The 18,511-nt window shown below is 69.9% G+C and carries 18 protein-coding genes; 16 read left to right on the top strand and 2 right to left on the bottom strand.

Annotated features, from left to right (window positions below; all coding sequences use genetic code 11):
* The first annotated feature begins 67 nt into the window (after positions 1-67).
* From Prubr_RS36565 to Prubr_RS36495, 16 genes are all read left to right on the top strand, one after another.
* Positions 68-853 (top strand): class I SAM-dependent methyltransferase, encoded by a 786-nt coding sequence (locus Prubr_RS36565; protein WP_212820347.1) that lies wholly within the window; start codon positions 68-70, stop codon positions 851-853.
* A 110-nt stretch (positions 854-963) separates the two neighbouring features.
* A complete protein-coding gene (locus Prubr_RS36560; protein ID WP_212820345.1) occupies positions 964-1,998 on the top strand; it encodes an ABC transporter substrate-binding protein in 1,035 nt (344 codons plus the stop codon).
* Positions 1,999-2,293: 295 nt separating this feature from the next.
* The gene (locus Prubr_RS36555; protein ID WP_212820343.1) at positions 2,294-2,521 is read left to right on the top strand and encodes an exonuclease/endonuclease/phosphatase family protein; all 228 of its coding nucleotides are present in this window, start codon (positions 2,294-2,296) and stop codon (positions 2,519-2,521) included.
* Between the two features lie 217 nt (positions 2,522-2,738).
* On the top strand, positions 2,739-3,263 hold the full coding sequence (locus Prubr_RS36550) for a hypothetical protein (protein WP_212820341.1): 525 nt from the start codon (positions 2,739-2,741) through the stop codon (positions 3,261-3,263).
* Positions 3,260-4,486 (top strand): APC family permease, encoded by a 1,227-nt coding sequence (locus Prubr_RS36545; RefSeq protein ID WP_212820339.1) that lies wholly within the window; start codon positions 3,260-3,262, stop codon positions 4,484-4,486. Before Prubr_RS36550 ends, Prubr_RS36545 begins: the two co-directional genes overlap by 4 nt.
* Positions 4,483-4,698 (top strand): hypothetical protein, encoded by a 216-nt coding sequence (locus Prubr_RS36540; protein WP_212820337.1) that lies wholly within the window; start codon positions 4,483-4,485, stop codon positions 4,696-4,698. The genes Prubr_RS36545 and Prubr_RS36540 overlap by 4 nt, the downstream gene beginning before the upstream one ends.
* Positions 4,699-4,718: 20 nt before the next feature.
* The gene (locus Prubr_RS36535) at positions 4,719-5,435 is read left to right on the top strand and encodes a hypothetical protein (RefSeq protein WP_212820335.1); all 717 of its coding nucleotides are present in this window, start codon (positions 4,719-4,721) and stop codon (positions 5,433-5,435) included.
* On the top strand, positions 5,432-6,571 hold the full coding sequence (locus Prubr_RS36530) for a histidine decarboxylase (RefSeq protein WP_212820333.1): 1,140 nt from the start codon (positions 5,432-5,434) through the stop codon (positions 6,569-6,571). Before Prubr_RS36535 ends, Prubr_RS36530 begins: the two co-directional genes overlap by 4 nt.
* 295 nt (positions 6,572-6,866) lie before the next feature.
* Positions 6,867-7,334: a hypothetical protein gene (locus Prubr_RS36525; protein ID WP_212820331.1), complete on the top strand. Its 468-nt coding sequence runs from the start codon at positions 6,867-6,869 to the stop codon at positions 7,332-7,334.
* Positions 7,335-7,461: 127 nt separating this feature from the next.
* Complete coding sequence (locus Prubr_RS36520; RefSeq protein WP_212820330.1) at positions 7,462-8,811, top strand: helix-turn-helix domain-containing protein; 1,350 nt, start codon at positions 7,462-7,464, stop codon at positions 8,809-8,811.
* Positions 8,808-9,299: a DUF6086 family protein gene (locus tag Prubr_RS38525; RefSeq protein WP_425517970.1), complete on the top strand. Its 492-nt coding sequence runs from the start codon at positions 8,808-8,810 to the stop codon at positions 9,297-9,299. The genes Prubr_RS36520 and Prubr_RS38525 overlap by 4 nt, the downstream gene beginning before the upstream one ends.
* On the top strand, positions 9,271-9,405 hold the full coding sequence (locus tag Prubr_RS36515; protein ID WP_212820328.1) for an FxLD family lanthipeptide: 135 nt from the start codon (positions 9,271-9,273) through the stop codon (positions 9,403-9,405). The genes Prubr_RS38525 and Prubr_RS36515 overlap by 29 nt, the downstream gene beginning before the upstream one ends.
* A gap of 109 nt (positions 9,406-9,514) precedes the next feature.
* Positions 9,515-12,541: a lantibiotic dehydratase gene (locus Prubr_RS36510; RefSeq protein WP_212820326.1), complete on the top strand. Its 3,027-nt coding sequence runs from the start codon at positions 9,515-9,517 to the stop codon at positions 12,539-12,541.
* Positions 12,538-13,800 carry a lanthionine synthetase C family protein gene (locus Prubr_RS36505; protein WP_212820319.1) on the top strand — a complete coding sequence of 421 codons (1,263 nt, stop codon included), beginning with the start codon at positions 12,538-12,540 and terminating at the stop codon, positions 13,798-13,800. Before Prubr_RS36510 ends, Prubr_RS36505 begins: the two co-directional genes overlap by 4 nt.
* 13 nt (positions 13,801-13,813) lie before the next feature.
* Positions 13,814-15,901, top strand: coding sequence for a methyltransferase, FxLD system (gene fxlM, locus Prubr_RS36500; RefSeq protein WP_212820316.1), 2,088 nt, complete (start codon positions 13,814-13,816; stop codon positions 15,899-15,901).
* Between the two features lie 192 nt (positions 15,902-16,093).
* Positions 16,094-17,116 carry a hypothetical protein gene (locus tag Prubr_RS36495; RefSeq protein ID WP_246568165.1) on the top strand — a complete coding sequence of 341 codons (1,023 nt, stop codon included), beginning with the start codon at positions 16,094-16,096 and terminating at the stop codon, positions 17,114-17,116.
* Between the two features lie 75 nt (positions 17,117-17,191).
* Here Prubr_RS36495 and Prubr_RS36490 read toward each other — a convergent pair whose 3' ends face one another.
* A complete protein-coding gene (locus Prubr_RS36490) occupies positions 17,192-17,752 on the bottom strand; it encodes a hypothetical protein (RefSeq protein WP_212820314.1) in 561 nt (186 codons plus the stop codon).
* 172 nt (positions 17,753-17,924) lie between these two features.
* The gene (locus Prubr_RS36485) at positions 17,925-18,467 is read right to left on the bottom strand and encodes a PhzF family phenazine biosynthesis protein (protein ID WP_212820312.1); all 543 of its coding nucleotides are present in this window, start codon (positions 18,465-18,467) and stop codon (positions 17,925-17,927) included.
* Positions 18,468-18,511 lie beyond the last annotated feature (44 nt).

The following is an 18,511-nucleotide window of genomic DNA, read 5'->3' as shown; positions in this document are numbered from 1 at the left end:
CTACGTCGGCGGAGCCGTGTCACCGGCCCGCCGTGGATTCGTAATGCCGATGGCTGGGGAGGCCGGAATGACCATGCAATATGCGCTGGACAACGCCCGTGCGACGGCGAGTCCGATGTTGGACTGCCTGTCGGAGATCCTGGACGAGGAGACGACGGGGCTGTTGGGGGGGTTGCCGTTGGTGCCGACGGGCCGGTACTGGGTGCCGGCGGCGGGGAACGGGTCGGTGGCGCGGTGGCTGGCTCGCACGTTGGGGCCGACCGCTGAGGTGGTCGCCTCGGACATCGATCCCCGCCACATCCCGCCGGTCGACGGGTTGCGGATCGTGCAGCGTGACGACGTTGCGGACGGACCACTGCCCGGTGGCTGGGACGGGATTCCGCTGCGGTTGTTCGCCGCGCACACGTCCGCCCGCCGCGATCTGGTCCATCAGCACGCGGGTGTGTTGCGGCCGGGCGGGGTGCTGGTCGATCAGGAGTGGGGGTTGTGGAGCGGTTTCGTCCAGCACAGCCCGTACGCCGATGCGCATGACGTCTACCAGCACTACCAGGAGGCGCTGCGGGCGGTGTTCGACGCCCGGGGCAACGATGCGACCTGGTCGGTGAAGGCTGCGGAGACGTTCGAGGCGGCCGGGCTGGTCGACGTGCGTACGACGGTCAGCGCCCGCTCGTGGCCGGGTGGCAGCCCGGGGTGCCGGCTGGTGACGGTCGTGGCGGCCGAGTTGCGTGACCAGTTGATCGCCCACGGGGCGGATCCGGTGTTGTTGGACCGGCTGCCGGAGATCATGCACGACCCGGAGACGGTCGTGATCGGTAACGCGACCTGGACCACGGTCGGGTTCGCGCCGGCGTAGCCGGCAACCCTTTCCACTTCTTCAAAGGTCGGCGGGCGGCCGTGGGTTGGTCGTCCGGCGGTTCCTTGCACCCCCCATGTGCCCGATTTGACTTCTAAGGACTTATTCTGGTGTGGAGACGGATGGCGGCGGTGACGGCGGCCGTGGTGGTGGCGGTGGCGTCAGCCGGGTGTGCCGGCAGTGGACAGGGTCCTCAGCCGCCGGGCGCGGTGCGGGAGGTGACGGTGCTGGGGCCGGTGAATTCGCTGCCGATGGACGCCCCATTCCACGTGGCTGACGCGCGGGGTCACTACGCCGCCGAGGGGCTGGCGGTGACGATCCGCCCGGGGCAGGGCACCGCCCGCAACATCGGTGTCCTGCTCAACGGCGAGGCCGATTTCGCTGTCGTCGATTTGAGCGCCGCGATCGTTCAGCTTCCGACGCTGGACAAGGGCGGTTTCCGTGCCGTGAGCGCGCTGTACCAGCGGTCGATCTCGACGATCACCGCGCTGTCGTCGTCCGGGATCAGCCGGCCGTCTGATCTGGAGGGCAAGAGGATCGGCTACCCGGCCGGGGGTACGAACTACACCCTGTTCCCGGCCTACGCCGAGGTTGCCGGTATCGACGCGTCGAAGGTGATCTGGCAGCAGATGGACGCGGGGCAACTGCGTCCGATGCTGGTCAACAAGAAGGTCGACGCGGTCGCGGAGACCGTGATCGGTACTCCGGGGATCACCGTCATGGCCGGTGGTGACCCGCCGGTGGTGCTGCCCTACAGCGATGTGCTGAGCGACCTGTACGGCAACGTGATCATCGCCTCGACAGATCTCATCGACCGTGACCCAGACCTGGTCGCCCGGTTCGTCGCGGCCACGAACCGCGGGCTTGGGGACACCATCGGCGACCCGCACGCCGCCGCGCGGGTCTTCGTCGAGCGGGTGCCCCAGTTCAAGGCCGACGCCGCCGTCAAGGAGATCGAGCTGATGGATGCCTACGTCCGAGGCCCAGGCGCGGACATCGGCGACCTCGACCCGACGAAGGTCATGAAAACGATCGTGCTGCTGCAGGGCATCGGCACGATCCCCGGCGACCTGCAGATGCGGCCCCTGGACGTCATCCACCTGCCCTGCCCGCCGGGCAGGTCACCCGGCACCCCCTGCACCTGACCCGGTGCCGATTCGCCCCTGGTGCGAGCGCCGCGTCGCGCCGAACCTTCACGGGCCCTTGAGGCATCCACCGCCCCAGTGAATGCCGCCAAGGGGGTGGCAGGACGCGGCCCGGCCTGCCACCACACCGGCTGCCGGCCGGTGGGCACCCGCAAGCCCACCGGCCAGCAGCACCTACCACACGCACCCGTCGGACACGTCCGGCCAGCATCCGACCGAGTTACAACACTCCTGAAGGGAGTTGGTCCGGTGACCGGCGCAGGTGTGGGAACTCAGCGGCCTACGCGACACCGCAGTGCGATCGCCGGTGTGGCAGGCCACCACCGGCCACTGGCCGACCTGTGACTACGGCCGCCGCAGCATTGCCCGCCGGATCGACACGATCCACACCAGCGCCCAGGATCTCGACGCCGTGACTCGGCACGCGGTCTTCGACACCCCGCTCGCCAGGGTCGCCAGCGACCACTTGCCCGTCTTCGTCGACATCGACCCGTCGCAGGGGTGTCGGGAGGTCAGGGCCTGACACCGCTGGTCCCGCCGCGCCGAGGCTCCACGCGGCTTGGCTCGGCAGGGCACGACACGGCAGGCCAGGGCCACTCAGGGAAGACCCCGGGCTGCGGGCCAGATGTGCCCGCAGCCCGGGATCACCCCGCCGGCCCGTCCGACCCGCCCACGGACAACGTTTCCGCCCTGCGGCTTGTGTTCCATCCGCCCTCCCCACCCACCGGAGCAGAACCCTCATGGATCGACCTCGCTGGCTGAGCAACCCCGGCGACCCCGACCCCGACGAACGCCGCAAGGCACCACCACGCCGCTGGCCGGCGCTACCACCCGAGCCGCCCAGGAACGGGTTCGCGGTGCGCAGGGACTGGCCCGACGGCACCCACACCTACTTCGGGCTGAGCCGCACTGTCGAGCAGGCGCAGCGCCGGCTCACCCGTGACCGTGACTACTGGCAACTCGGCCCGCTGCGACCTGCCGCCTGGTCGGTCGTCGAGATCACCCGCTACGAGATGAACGCGCACTACAACCAGACCGACTGCCGCTCACCGGACTGCCCTATCGGCATCCCCGATCAAGTGCCGGGCGACCCGGCCCCTGCCGAACTACCGGAGGAGCCTGCCGGGTCGGCGGACGGCCGCCGTTGGTCCCTGCGTGCGCTGCTACGACGGCTGATCAACCGGCGTGTTGACCGGCTCGTAGAGCACCCACGCGCGTTCTGGCGTCCCCTCGGGCAAGCCATGGTCGGGGAGGTGCCGGTATGACGCAGTCCGCGTTGGCGCGCAAGACGATCGGCACGCTCGGACTGACCGGGGCTGGTATCTCGGCGTCGTCTCCGGTCACGGTCGTCGCGGGCGGGATCGTCGCCACCTACGCCAGCACCGGCGTTGCCGGGCTGCCCCTGGCGGTGGTGCTCCTCGGGGGCGCACTACTGCTGCTGACGGTCGGCTACCTCGCGCTGGCCGCCCGCACCGGCCAGGCCGCGACATTCTACGGCAGCCTGACCGACGGGCTGGGCCGGGCAGCGGGCGTGTCCGGTGCGTTCGTGGCGGTCGTCGCCTACTACGCCATCCAGATCAGCTTGTTCGGCTTGCTCGGGGCGGTCGTCGCGGCCAGCGTCGGCGGCCCGTGGTGGGTGTGGGCCGCCGTGGCGTGGACGGTGGTCGCGGTCGCCGGGATCCGGCAGCTCACCGCCGGAACCCGGATCATCGCCACCGTCCTGGCCTGCCAACTCCTCATCCTGATCCTGCTGGTGGCCACGGCGGTGACCAACCCTGCCGACGCCCAGCTCACGGTGACCGGCTTCGACCCCTCGGCGCTGCTGGTCGACGGCTGGGGCGGCGTCCTGGCCCTGTCCATCGCCGCGTTCGTCGGCCTGGAGTCGCCGACGACGTATGCCGAGGAGGCCCGCACACCCCGGGCCGTCACGACCGCGGTGCGGGCGGGCATCGCCGCCGCCGCGATCGGATACGGGCTCTGCGCGTGGGCGATCGGCGTCGCTGTCGGTCCCGGCCAGCTCGGCGACCCGGCCGCGATGAGCGGGCAGCCCTGGCAGATCCTCGCCGCCCAGCACGGGCCGATCCTGCCAGCGGTCGCCGGCCTGGTCCTCGCCGCCGGGATCGTCACCGCGATGATCGCCCTCCACGCCGTCAGCGCCCGCTACCTGTTCGCGCTCGGCCGGGACCGGGTCGTGCCGACCGTGTTCGCCGCGACGACCACGGCCGGGGCACCGATCGGCGGCTCACTGGCCCAAACCTTGGTGGCAGGCGCCGTCATCGCCGGCACCGCCTGGATCGGCACCGATCCGATGCTGCTGTTCACGTCGTTGTCCAGCCTCGCCGCCGTCGCCATCGTGGCGCTGCTGACCGCCACCAGCGTTGCGGCGATCGTTCTCGGCCTTCGCGAACGACGCACCTCGCACGGCGTGTGGACGTACGGCATCGGTCCCGCCCTCGGGACGGTGGCGGGGCCTGCCTGCTGGCCGTGATGGTCGGCAACCTGCACCTGCTACTCGGCATCGCCCCGCAATCGCCGCTGCGTCACGTCATCCCCGCCTGCATCATCGCCGCCGCCGTTGCCGGCCTGGCCTGGGCCACCGTCCTAGGGCACCACCGGCCCGCCGTGTACGCGGCGATCGGTGCCGGCCGGCCCGACCCGCTCACGGTCCCTGACCGGCGCCTGGCATCCCTGGAGCTGTAGCCATGACCCAGACACAAGCCATGACCGAGACACCCACCACCGAACTCCGAGCCCTGCGCGACGACCAGAACCCCCTCACCGAACCTGCGCCACCACAGTCCGGTCATGAGGCGGCGCGTACCGCCGAAAGCGCCGCCGCCGAAATGCGCAACGCGGTAGTGGACCGGTGGCGAAAGATGGCCGCCCTACACGCCATGCACGCCCTCGACCGACGCACCCGCGACCCGATCAGCCCCAACGCCTGCGCGTTCCTCTACACCGAGCCGACCGGTCGGATACGGATCGCATCCCGGCTCCTTCTCGCCGGCCCCGAGGCCGACAACCTCGTCCCGCTACTGCACCGGCTGACCACGATCGTGACCCGACACGGCACCGGCTACGACCCGCGCGTAGCTATGTCGAACCGCGCCGAACGCATGGACCCGAAAGCCACCTGGCTCGGCCTGGCCGTAACCACCCTGGACACCCCGGCCCGCGCGTGGGCCGCCACGGGTGAGGTACGCACCTCCCTCGAGGTACCGGTGCGCGGCCACCTGCGCCTGGCCGACGGCACCCGGCTCCTAGTCGACCTCGCCGACAGCCGCCTCACCATCGCAGCCACGCACAACCTGGCCGTCGCCGGCCAGGTCTACCGGCCCTGGCACTGGCGACCGAACCTCACCCACGATCCCGACACCCGCCTCGTCTGGGAGGCCGTCGACCGGCTGCACGACACCATCCGGCGGCACCACCCATGACCACGATCCTGCCCACCCCGGATACGGCCGGCCGTGTCCCGATCGGCTACCCCGGCGCCACCGACGTCGACTTCACCGACCTCGCACCGCTCATGGCCAGGAAGCTGCTCAACAACGTCGGAGACCCCTACGTCGACGGCGCCAGCCCCGGCCACACCAAGGCCGCCGAGCGGCAGGTTGTCGAGATCATCGCCGACCTGGTACGTGCCGGGGATGACCGGTGGGGCTACGTCACCACCGGTGCCACCGAAGGCAACCTCTGGGCTCTGCGCGAAGCCCGCCGCCGCCACCCGACCGGAATCGTCTGCTACACGACGGCCGCGCACTACTCCGTGCCGAAGGCGATCGACCTGCTCGCGATGCCGTCGGTTGTCGTGGCCGCCGACGACCGCGGCGAGATGGACTACACAGACCTACGCCGGCGCCTCACGAAGCATCCCGGCCGGCCGGCGCTTGTTGTCGCAACCGCTGGTACGACCATGACCGAAGCCGTTGACGACCTGTACCAGATCAACGCCGTGCTCGACGACATCGGCGTGCCGGCACGGTACGTGCACGTCGACGCCGCACTCGCCGGGATACCCCTGGCACTGCTCGAACCCGACCAGCGACCCGGCTTCGACCTCGCCGACAGCATCGTCGTCTCCGGCCACAAGTTCCTCGGCACCCCGTTCCCGTGCGGCGTCCTGGTCACCAGCGCCGCAGCCCCGACCCAGGCACCCGTGTCCTACATCGGCAGCCCGGACACCACCATCACCGGCAGCCGCAACGGACACGCACCCCTGATCCTGCGCTCCGCTCTACAACGACACGGCCTCAGTGGCCTGCGAACCCGCGCCGAACACGCACGCGAACTCGCCGCCCACACCCTCACCCAGCTCACCGAGATCCGCTGGCCCGCCTGGCGCCACCCGCACGCTTTCACCGTCGTCCTCGACCGCCCACCACCACCAGCCGTCGCCGCCCGCTGGTCGATCCCGACCGAGAACAGACGCAGCCACATCGTGTGCATGCCCGGCCTCACCCAGCACGACCTCGACCGATTCGTCAACGACCTCCGCAACGCCACCCGCCGCCAGCGACGACCCATACCCCGCCCAAGAACAGCCATCGGGTACCGCACAGGAAACCCCTGACCGTGGTACCCGCCAAGGGACGACCGGGTTCCTCCGGCCCACCGTCCCTTCCCCGCCTCCCACCGCCGCCAACCGGGAGGCGGGGACCAACGTGCGCCGCAGCCAGGGGAGGGCAGCGGCGCACCGGCCGGCGGCGACCCGACGAGGTCGCCGCCGGCCACCCGAACCCTGCCACTGGTGCCGTCACACCCACGACCGCGTCGATCGGATTCCCGGCTAGCTACACCACGTCCGTCCCCGACACCCGACCCCACAACTCATCCGAGGCCGCCACCTACCGCAAACAGAGGTCAGCATGCCGACAGACCCCGCCCCGGACACCGAACCCAAGTCCGACCAGCCATCGGGTCCCGCCCACGGACAGCTCCTGCTCGGCGACGGCCGAGTCGTCACGCCACGACACACCGGCGGCGAATACACCCTGTGCGAACTGGTACACCAGTCGGATACCACCGTCCCGGTCACCACAGCGAACGGGCTGCACCACCGGCGGGCCCGCCCCGCTGGCAGCCTGATTCCCCTGCCCAACAAGACCCTGGCCACCGCGGCCACCGCCAGCACCGCAATGCCGAGCAGCGCATACCTGCTCGCCCTGGCCGCCGCAGGCATACCCACCCCGACCGCCCCAGCGACCGCCGCGGCATCGAATCCGTTCGCCTCCACCCGAGCCCCGCACAGGCCATGCCAAGCCCCGGACCGTACCAAGCTCCCGACTCCGGCCACGCCGCCCGATCCGCTGACGATCGGTCCCGGACCGGCGTGACCGGCGTGACGGCACGCCGATACCACGGGTGGTCGACGTGCCGTCACCGTGGCCGGCGGCGGGTTTGAGGGGACCCACATCGCCGCCGGCCACATCCAGCCCGCCGATCTCCTCGAGGAGCAGCGCCGTGTCGTACAAACATCCGCCGACCAGCCTGCGCGCGCGGTGGCTGGCCGAGCAGATGCGCAGCCTCCGCAAACAACGACGCGTCACTCTCAAGACCGCCACCCGGCACCTCGGGCCCAACCACTCCGGCCTGTCCAGATGGGAACTAGCCGCATGGCCGTTCCCCGCCGACGCGGTGACCGCCCTGCTCGACGTCTACCAGATCACCGACGCCCGCCGCCGCACCACGCTGCTGCACCTCGCCAACAACCCACAACGCCGCGACGCATGGGATCGCGACGACCTCCCACCGAGCCACCCGCACCAGGAGAACGCCGTGCCCTTCCCCGAACGCCACCGGCCCACCGTCCGCAGCCAGTGGCTCGCCGACCAACTCCGCCAACTACGCGTCAACCGCCGCCTCACCCTGCAACAGGTCGCCCCGCAACTCGGCGTCGAATGGAGCACCCTGTGCCGGTTCGAACTCGGCGAACTCAAACTCAAATACGACACCGTCACCGCACTACTCGACATCTACCACGTCTTCGACGACCGGCAACGCGACCAACTGTGCTCCCTCGCCCTCGACGCCCGACACGGCGACCACTGGGACATCGACTTCGGCGACGAACTGCCCTACCGCCCCTACGTCAACCTCGCATGGCTCGAAACCCGCGCCACCCAGATCCGCTACTACGCCACCACCCGCATCCCCGACCTGCTCCAAACCCCCGAATACACCGCCCGCCTCATCCAAACCCAGATGGGCATCCGCCAACCCACCCCCGAACACCAGGCCGCCGTCGCCGCCCACGCCGCCCGCCGCCACACGTTCCACGAGGGAAAAACCCGACTGTCGGCCGTGATCACCGAAACCGCCCTGCGAACCCCAGTCGGCGACGCCCACCTGATGGAGCAACAGATTGCCCACCTCCACAAACTCGCCCGCCAGCCCCGCCACACCATCCGCATACTGCCCGACGGGCACGAGGCCGCCGCACGCTACGACACCCCGTTCACCGTCTTCGACATGCCCGACCCCTACCCACCCGTCGCCGTCACCCAGAGCCTCGCCGGCCGCCTCTACCTCGAACACCCCCGCAGCCTGCGCTTCACCGTCGCCCACGACCACCTCCACACCACCGCTCAGGACCTCACGCCTGCCCCGGCCAGCCCACCCACCCAACCGAACGGGAAAGCCGAGGGTGCCGCCACCGCAGCGGCTCCGGGCACCACGAACGACGCAGGTCGTCGCACCTCGGCCGCAACCCGCACCACCATCCACACCCAGCCGAACCTGGCCCGCGCACGCGTCAACGACCCACACCCGACGCCGGCCATTCCCGCACCGGCCCAGGAGGGAAAACGATGAGTCGCTCCTTCCAGACCACCGACGGTCAGATGCTGTGGAATCCCTCCAACTCGATGGCAGCCCTGTTCGCCGGGAAGAGTGCAGACCCTCACCCAGATCACAGCCATCCCTCGGGTATCGCACCACGGAGCCAGGACGAGTACATCGTCGACCTCGAACAGTTCATCGCCTTCGTCGCCGCCGTTACCCGCTGGTTCGACGCCACCTGCCACGCTGGCGAGCACGCCCTGGCCGCCGGCTGGCTCTCTGTCGCCCGCGCCGAGTTCCTCAGCGCGACGCTACTACCCGGTCACACAGGCGCTCAGGTCATCGACCACAGCCCCATCCAGAGGTCGAGCGCACCGCGCGGGATCCAGTTATCCCCACCGCTGGATCCGGTCCGCCTGGTTGAACCGGTTGTGTGGGTAGCTGCGGGGGCTACCTGCCCACCTGTCATTCAAGTCCCTTGTGGAGGTACTCATGAACAAGCTGCTTGCTGTCAGCGGTGACCCGTTCGAGTTGGACGTGGAGATCGTGAGGGAGGGGCCGGTCGCTGCGGCGCTGTTGGCCGACACGGACGACGGCTGCGACACCGTGAAGGGCAGCGACTGCTAGTCGCGCCGGTTCGGCCGGTTCCGGTGGGCGATCATCTGACGCCTGCCGGAACCGGCATCCCACGACCAGCAACTCGACCGGGAAACGACTCGTGACGGCAGGAGGCGGCATGTTCCGACGGGTCGATGCGGCCACCATCCGCATCGCCGTACACGCGGGGCCGGATGATGCGGCGCCTTGGCCGCATCGGCGTGACGTCAGTGGCATTCAACGTTGGCTTCGCGCGGTATGGCAGAAGGCCGGTATGGCCGAGGCGGTCTGGACGGCCAGCCCTGTCTTCGCCGCTCGTGTCGAAGCGGTGCTCGCCGCAGGGACCATCGACCCGGACCGGGGCTGGCGGATGGCGTTGGCGTTGGCCCGGTATCTGGTGCGCGCGCAGCGGCGGGCGACGCCGTTCGGGTTGTTCGCGGCGGTGGCGGCGCTGCGCTTCGACGCGGTTGCCACCGTGACACCGTTGCAGGCGTCGATGGTTCGGGTGCGGCCGGACGCTGGCTGGCTCGCGTCCCTGCTTGCGCGGCTTGAAGTCGATCCGGACGTGCGCCGCGGCCTGCGCGTGCAGGCGAACAACCTGATGCTGGTGCGTGGACCTCGGATCGTCATGGGACACCGGCCGCACGCCTCCCTGCCACATAGGGGAGCGACGTCGGTGAGGAACACCGAAGCGGTGCGGCTGATCGTGTCGCTCACCACCGCGCCGATGCCGTGGGCAGAGCTGGTCGACAAGGTCGCCGCCGCGTTTCCACGGTTCCCACGCGCGTCCGCCGAGGCACTGGTCGCCGACCTGGTCGACCACGCGATATTGATCTCGGCCCTTCGCCCGCCGTCAACCTGCACGGACCCGATCGGACATGTCCTGCGCCAGCTCGACAACAGCCTCGACCGTGAGTCCTGCCGGCAGCGAACGGTGCGGGCCGACCTTCGTTCGCTGCACGCCCATCTCGGTACCGGCCGGCCGGGTTCGACGGACCTCCGGGGGCTGGCCGACAAGATGTCCGGTCTGGCATCGGTTCCACAGCCCCTCGTGGTGGACCTCGGGCTCGGAGACCGGATCGTTCTGCCCGACCAGGTCGCCGCCGAGATCGTGGCGGCGGTGGACGTGCTGCGACGCTTGACACCGGACCCGGTGGGACGGCCGGAATGGCGTTCCTATCGTGCCCGGTTCATCGACCGCTATGGCCCGGCGGGCGTGGTGCCGTTGACCCAGTTGGTCGACCCGATTACGGGGCTGGGCTACCCGGACCACTTCACCAGGGCAGCCGACTCAGCCGCGGCGTCGCTGTCCGGCCGGGACGAGCGGCTGCTGACGCTGGCACAAGAAGCGTTGATCGACGGCGTTCATGAGGTGGTTCTCGATGATGCGGCCGTGCGGTCGCTTGCCGGCACCGACCAGCCTTCGGGGCACGTCAGCCCCCACGCCGACGTCACGGCAGAGGTGCGGGCGGTCTCGTTGAACGCATTGAACGAGGGAAGGTTCACGGTGGCGTTGACCGGGATGGGCCGGTCGGCGATGGCGACAGGCGGACGGTTCCTGGACCTGCTGCCCGACGCGGAGCGGGAGCGGATGTGCCGGGAGTTCGCGCGCCTTCCCGTCGCGGTGGACGGGGCCATCCCGGCGCAGCTGAGCTTCCCGCCCCGCAACCTCGGGGCACAGAACGCGCTCCACTCCCGGCAGGTCCTGCCGTGGCTGATCAGCCTGGCCGAGCACCGCCCGACATCCGAGGACGTGATTCGCCTCGACGACCTCGCAGTGGCCGCTGGCCACGATCGGCTGGTGTTGGTGTCGATGTCGCGCCGGCGGGTGGTCGAGCCGACCGTGGCGCATGCCGCAGCCCTGCATGCGATGCCGCCGCTCGGCCGCTTCCTCGTGGAGCTGCCGCGAGCCATGGACGCCCGACTGAAACCGTTCGACTGGGGCGCGGCTTCCTGCCTGCCGTTTCGGCCCGCGCTGCGGTACGGCAAGGTGCTACTGACAGCCGCACGGTGGCGAATCGACCCGGCCAGGCAGCCGGCTGCCGATGCGAGCGACCGCGAATGGTCGACAACCTGGGAGGCCCTGCGGACCAGGCTGCAGCTGCCGGCATGGGTACAGGTCGGTAGCGGCGACCAGCGACTGCGGCTCAACCTCGATCAGCCCATGGACCGAGCCCTGCTGCGCGCCCACCTGGACACCAGCGCCCAGCCGATCACCGTCGTGGAAGCGGCAACTCCGCGCGACTTCGGATGGCTGTCCGGCCGCGCCCACGAGGTCGTCGTACCGGTCGCCTCCACCGCCGCGCCCGCCCCCGTGCCGGCCGCGGTGGCCGCACGAGGCGCATGGCCGCCCGCTGCCGCCGCGCCGGTCATGCCGGGCTCGGGCGGCCTGCTGTCCGCGTCGCTGGCCGTCGACCCGGCCATGATGGAACTGGTCCTGCTGCGGGGGATGCCGGTGCTGTTCGCCGACTGGCCCGAGCCGCCGTTGTGGTGGTTCATCCGCATGCGCCGCCCGTTCCCGCATCTGCGGCTGCGCCTACACACCGACGACTACGGCGACGCTGCGGTCAAGTTTGGCCGCTGGGCCAGCGGGCTTCGGCAGCAGGGTGTTGCCGGCGATCTGAACCTGGACACCTACCATCCCGAGTCCGGCCGATACGGGAACGGCGCCGCGTTGGCCGCCGCGCAGGAGTTGTTCGCCGCCGACTCCACTGCGGCCATTGCCCAAATGAGGACGCAGCCCGAAGGCCGGATCGACCGGCAGGCGTTCACCGCCGCGAGCATGATCGACCTGGCCGCCGGCGTGCTCGGCAGCCACACCGACGGATGCGAGTGGCTGGTCGCGCGTCCTGAGCCAGCCGGGCGGGTGCCGATCGACCGGGCCGTGCTGCGGCAAGCGGTCACCCTCGACCCGGCCGCCCTTCCCGAGCCGGTCCGGAACGCCTGGCAGCAGCGATCCCAGGCCGCAGCCCGCTACGCCGCCGCACTGTCCGCCTCCGGCGGACCACTCACGCCGAACACCGTGCTCGCCTCCCTGCTCCACCTGCACGTCGTCCGTGCCGACGGCCCGGACGAGGACGGCGAGCAGGTCACCTACCGGCTGGCACGCCATATCGCGCTCGCGGCGGTACGCCGCCGTGTCCGCACTCCAGGAGCACCCCGATGACCCCCACGCCACTTCCGACCCCGTTGCGACAGGCCGCCGAGACCACAGCCTCGCGCATCGCTGCCCTCCTGGTTGAGCCACCGCCGCTGGACTTCGCGGCGGACGACCACGGGCCACGAAGCACCCGCTGGCACGCCCAGTCCCTGTCCAAAGGCGCCGCCGGAGTCGCCATCCTGCACGGCGTACGAGCCCAGACAGGACACAGCGGATGGGAACCGGTCCACGCGTGGCTGCGGTGCGCGACCACCGACCAGCTCAGCAACGGCACCGGGGCCGGACTGTGGTTCGGCACCCCCGCTGTCACCCACGCCCTGACCACCGCCGCGCCGCACGCCCGCCCGGCAGCACTCGATGCACTCGACCATGCCGTCGCGGATCTGGTGGAGCGGCGGCTGGCTGCCGCCGACGCCCGTCTCGCGGCGCGAGTCCGGCCGCCGCTGTCGGAGTTCGACCTCGTACGCGGGCTGACCGGTCTGGGAGCCCACCTGCTTCGCCGCGACCCGCACGGCTACCTGCTTCGCCGGGTGCTGGCGTACCTGGTGCGGCTCACCGAGCCTGTCGATGCCGACGACGACGCGGGCCGGGCAGCGCCGGGCTGGTGGAGCGCCGACCTACACGACCGCGGGATCCCGGTGCCGGGCGGGCATGCCAACCTCGGGATGGCACACGGCATCACCGGCCCCCTGGCTTTGCTCGCCCTGGCGATGCGTGAGGACGTCACGGTGCCTGGCCAGGCCGAGGCGATCGGCCGGATCTGTACCTGGCTGGACGGTTGGCGGCAGGAGAGCCCTGCGGGGCCCTGGTGGCCGGAGAGGATCACGGCAGCCGAGCTGCGCGCCGGCACGCCTGCCGCAAGCGGACCGGGTCGGCCGTCCTGGTGCTACGGCACCCCCGGCGTGGCCCGTGCCCAGCAACTCGCCGGGATCGCCCTCGCCGACCCCGGCCGTCAGCATGCGGCCGAAGATGCTCTGACCCGCTGCGTGACCGACCCCGGCCAACTCGACCGGATCATCGACCCGACGTTGTGCCATGGCTGGGCAGGACTGGCCGCCACCGTCTGGTACGCCGCCGCAGACGCCCGCGCCACCAGCCTGCCCGCCGCCATTTCCCGCATCGCGGGCTTGCTGATTCACCACGCCATCGACACCACCCTGGCGCCATCCGGCCTGATCACCGGCCCCGCAGGAGTCGCCCTCACGCTGCACACCCTTGCCACCGGCACCGACATCCGCTGGACCACCAGCCTGCTGATCAACTAGGGAGGGGAGTGCCTTGGACCTCGATCCCGAACCCGACACCGAGCCGTCACCCGACACGATGCCGGTCAGCCGGTGGCGCCAGGTCAACCTGACCTTCACCGACGGGCAGACCGCCGAGGAGTACGCCGCCACCCGGCTCGGCCCTGCCCTGTGCGCCGCCGAGGACGACAGCATCATCACCGCGTTCTGGTTCATCCGCAAACGCCAGACATGGCGGCTACGGCTGCTGCCCGGCGCCCGCCTCGCCCGCGTCTACGCACTACTCGCCGACATCACCGACGACGACCGCATCGTCGGTGTCGCCGAACCGGCCTACCGGCCCGAGGCGTACGCGCTCGGCGGCGACCAGGCCATGACGACCGCCCACATCCTCTTCCACGCCGACAGCCGCCACATCCTCACCCACCTCGCCACCGCCGGCGGCAGCCACCGACGCGAACTCGGCGTCCTGCTTGCCACCCACCTCATGCGCGCCGCCGGACTGGAGTTCTCTGAACAGGGCGACGTCTGGCAGCACCTCGCCACCCGCCGACACCAACCCAACGCGCCCGCACCGAGCCCTCGCCTGATCGCCGACGTGCAACGGCTACTCACCGCCACCGACGAGACGCCGGAAAGCCCGTTAGGCGTCACGCCGCAATGGCCGAAAGCACACCATCAGGCGGGGGAGAACCTTGGCTTCCTCGACCGGCACGGGGTACTGACCCGCGACCTACGCGGCGTGCTCACCCACCACATCCTGTTCCTGTTCAACCGGCTTGGCATCACCGCCGCCGACGCCTGGCTCCTCGCGACGGCCGCCGTGCACGTGACCTTTCACCAACCGCCCGACACCTACACCAGCCACCGATCCATCCGGACGACCGACAGTAGGGTCAACGCAGTGAACACCTCGCCAACCGCACCCGAAACCCCCAGCGCCGCCGCACTCCGCGAACAGCTCGTGACCACCCTCAAAGAACGTGGCCACATCCGTTCCGCCACCGTCGAACAGGCATTCCGCACGGTGCCCCGCGAACAGTTCCTGCCCGGCGTCGACCTGGAAACCGTCTACACCCGCCGCCAGATCGTCACCAAACGCGACCCCAACGGCGCCGCCCTGTCCTCGGCGTCGAGCCCCAGCCTCGTCGCCGACATGCTCGAACAACTCGACCCGCAGCCCGGAGACCGTGTCCTGGAGATCGGTGCGGCCACCGGCATCAACGCCGCCCTGCTCGCCGAACTGACCAGCCCCGGCGGCCAGGTCGTCACCATTGAACTCGACCAGGACCTCGCCGACGGCGCCCGCACCGGCCTCACCCGCGCCGGCTACCACACCGTCCAGGTGGTCTGCGGCGACGGAGCCCTCGGCCACCCCGCAACGGCCCCCTACGACCGGATCATCGTCACCGCCGGAGCTTGGGACATCACCACCGCATGGTGGAACCAACTCGCCGACCACGGTCGCATCGTCGTACCCCTACGCGTACACGAGAGCGGCCTGACCCGCTGCTTCGCCTTCAACCGCACCACCCCTAACACGCTGGTCAGCGCCACCACACCCCTGGTCTGCGGATTCGTGCCCATGCGCGGCACCACCGAACACACTGACCACCACGTACGCCTCGATACCGACGTGGTCCTCAAACTCGACGCCACCGACCAACCCGACCGCGCAGCCCTCGCCCACACCCTCAACCACCCCCGACACGAACGCTGGACCAACATCCAGGTCAGCGACACCGACCCCATCGGCCACCTCGACCTGTGGCTCCTCGCAAACACCAACACACCATTCGGCCGCCTCGGCGTCGGCGACACCGCCCGCACCAGCGGCCTGGTCACCCCCGCCTACCGATGGGCCGGAGCCGCCCTCTACCACGACGGCACCATCGCCTACCTCGCCTTCCAACCCATCACCGACGGCCACCACCAACTCGGCGCCATCGCCCACGGACCCAACGCCGACAAACTCGCCACCGAACTAACCAACCTCCTCGACCAATGGAACACCACCGGCCGCCCCAACCGACCCACCGTCACCGCCCACCGAACGGGAACCCGACCGGTCGAGCCCGGCGACATCAACCGCCCCGACACCATCCTCACGATCTCGTTCTGACCCGCCCGACGCTGGGGCGGCGGCCGTTTCGCCCCGGCCATCTCCATGCCCAAGCGTGCACAAACCTCTTTCCCACGACCGGCCGCCGCTTGCAGAGGAGGACCCCATTACCCTGCCCCCGGCTACCGCCATCGCGGCTCGCTTCCCCTCGTAGCCCGTCAACGACCAGCCGCCAAACCACTCGACGCCCGCGTGAACAGACTCGCCGCGCTGGCCGAAACCGCCCACCAGGAACGCGACCCCGATAAAGCATCCATGGTCTTCAACGGAGCTGCCCTCGTCGCCTCCGACTGCGGAGATACCGAACTCGCCCGCGCCTGGTGCCACCGCCATGCCAACCTCTACCTGGGCAAAGTCCGGCTGAACAGCTACACCGCCCGCTTCGCTCTCGAACCGATCATCAACCTCGCCCGGCTGCGCATCCGGGCCGGCGACAGCGACGGCGCATACCGCATGCTTACAGATCTACACAAAGCGGTCCTCTGCGGAAACCGCACCGCCGTCGACGACCTCGAGATACACCCCCGACAGCTACCCACCGACCCCAGCGAACTCGAACAGATCATCAAATGGCTACGCGGCGTCCTGCTCTCCGACGGAACCCGTGCCCTTACCCTCGCCGGACGCTGGACCGACGCCCTGAACCATGTGCACCGCTACGACGGAATCGGCCCCAACCTCCTCGATGGGCGACAGATCGCGGTCGCGGTCCACCTCATACAAGGCGACACCTCCTCAGCCGCTACCTTCCTCGACCAAGCCAAGATCGAGCAGCCATGGGAGCGACCAGTACACGACCTCCTCCAGCACTGGCACGCACTCACGGTCGGGGCCGCTCCAACAACCAATCCCACCGACCTGATCAATCGAACGTCGCCCACACCAGAAGCCCTCGGACTCGCGGTGTTCCGCGTCCGCCTCAACCTCACCGCCCTGGACCTCGACAGCAACGCGCCACCACACGCCACGGATAAAGTGATCAAGCGGCTCGCCGAAGACGTCCTCCGAAGCGAGGACGCCCACGCGGCCCGCGACCTCCTCAACCACCCAGCGATCCAGGCCGAACACCACCGGCCACTAACCCAACTGATCAAAGCAAGCGGCCTGGGCCAGGGACACCTGCCAGACCCAGCACGCAAAGGACTATCGCTGGCCATCGACTCGGCCGAAACCGTTCTGCACAGCGCCTACCGCAGCGGACGGCCCCAAAGGTGAGCGAGAGATCCGCATCGGCGGCGGACTCGGCAGATCCCCCACCAACGACATTGGCAGCCGGCTGTCCCTTGTCAGCTAACCGGCCAGGTAGGCGTCGATCCGAACCCGAAGAGCGGCAAGCCGCTGCGCGGCATGGCGCAACAACACGGCATCCATCTCGGCCTGCGAGACGAGGTCCGAGTCGCCGGCGAGCTGCTCGTACAACGAAGCGTCGGTCTGTCCGTCCAGACATCCAGCGACGAACTCCAGCAATTCCCGCAACGCGGCGAACAGAGCCTCGTCGTTACCAGCGCTGATAGCCTCGACGGCTTGCTCGTACGGGCTGACCGGCACCGTGACGGCCGGCACCGACCGATCCCTGACGACGTAGAACGCACCCAGCTCCACTGTGGGCACAGGGCGCTGCTCCACCTCGCCAGCGACGCGAACCATCTGCGGCAGAGTGACCGCCGACGCGGCAGCGGTGACGCGCTCTTCATCGTCACCGTCAGCCAGGTCCGGATCGGCACGGACGGCGTGGCTGACGATCACGGGTGTGTCAGCCGGCAGCCGCGCCATCAACGCGGCCAACTCCCCAGCGCTGGCGAACTCGACCGGCTCCTCGCCCAGCACGGCATGAACCGGGACGGCGCTCACCGGGCGACCTGCACAGCGATGCCCGAGGGCAATGCAGTTGCGACCTTGTTGTCCACGTTTCCTCAACTTTCGTCGGGTTGATCGCCGCCCTAACGACGGACTTCGGACTCTTCCGCGCATTTTGGCGGATGCTCAAAGGAGGACACCGTTTTATCCGGACTAACGTTCGGTCTCAGGACGCCCTCATCTCGGAGGAAAGCCGTCGCCGCCCGAGAATGGCCGCGCAGGCGCCGGATGCCAGGATTCGTGCGGTTACCCCCAGTGCCGCAAGTACGAAATCGCGTTCGCCTGGCGACGGCTCGTGCAGCTCGACAGGTCCGGGATCGAACCGCGCGTGGACGCCGTCATCCCTCCGGATTGCGCTGCCGTGGAAAGTGCATCCTCCCGCCGTGCGGAGGGTGGCGTGGTACTCCGTGCCGCCTTTGCTGGCTGCGCGCTCGGTGAGTGCGGGCAGCGCGCCGACCGTGCTGTGGCCACAGGCCGGCAGCCCTCCGCCGGCGGTGAAAAACCGCAGGGAGACCAGTGGATGTCCCCGCCCGTCATCGCCCAGCGACATGATCACGGCATGCGAGATCCCCGCGAGAACCGGTACGAGGCGACGCTGCGCGTCGCTCAGCGGCGTCTTGTCCACGACCGCGGTCGGGCTGCCACCACGCCCCTGCCGCAGGCAGGCGACGTCGATGGTGACCGACAATTGGCGGCCGTCGGCCTCCATTCCGTCCCCACACATCAAAGACAGCCCAGTGCGTGGGCGGACAG

Origin of the sequence: Polymorphospora rubra, from assembly GCF_018324255.1 — a bacterium.
GTDB classification, from domain to species: domain Bacteria; phylum Actinomycetota; class Actinomycetes; order Mycobacteriales; family Micromonosporaceae; genus Polymorphospora; species Polymorphospora rubra.
This window is presented reverse-complemented; position numbering and strand designations above follow the sequence as displayed.

Bases quoted from the DNA above. Each gene is read 5' to 3' on its own strand.
- Prubr_RS36565 (WP_212820347.1), top strand. From the start codon at position 68: ATGACCATGCAATATGCGCTGGACAACGCCCGTGCGACGGCGAGTCCG.
- Prubr_RS36550 (WP_212820341.1), top strand. From the start codon at position 2,739: ATGGATCGACCTCGCTGGCTGAGCAACCCCGGCGACCCCGACCCCGAC.
- Prubr_RS36545 (WP_212820339.1), top strand. From the start codon at position 3,260: ATGACGCAGTCCGCGTTGGCGCGCAAGACGATCGGCACGCTCGGACTG.
- Prubr_RS36535 (WP_212820335.1), top strand. From the start codon at position 4,719: ATGACCGAGACACCCACCACCGAACTCCGAGCCCTGCGCGACGACCAG.
- Prubr_RS36530 (WP_212820333.1), top strand. From the start codon at position 5,432: ATGACCACGATCCTGCCCACCCCGGATACGGCCGGCCGTGTCCCGATC.
- Prubr_RS36525 (WP_212820331.1), top strand. From the start codon at position 6,867: ATGCCGACAGACCCCGCCCCGGACACCGAACCCAAGTCCGACCAGCCA.
- Prubr_RS38525 (WP_425517970.1), top strand. From the start codon at position 8,808: ATGAGTCGCTCCTTCCAGACCACCGACGGTCAGATGCTGTGGAATCCC.
- Prubr_RS36515 (WP_212820328.1), top strand. From the start codon at position 9,271: ATGAACAAGCTGCTTGCTGTCAGCGGTGACCCGTTCGAGTTGGACGTG.
- Prubr_RS36510 (WP_212820326.1), top strand. From the start codon at position 9,515: ATGTTCCGACGGGTCGATGCGGCCACCATCCGCATCGCCGTACACGCG.
- Prubr_RS36505 (WP_212820319.1), top strand. From the start codon at position 12,538: ATGACCCCCACGCCACTTCCGACCCCGTTGCGACAGGCCGCCGAGACC.
- Prubr_RS36485 (WP_212820312.1), bottom strand. From the start codon at position 18,467: ATGGAGGCCGACGGCCGCCAATTGTCGGTCACCATCGACGTCGCCTGC.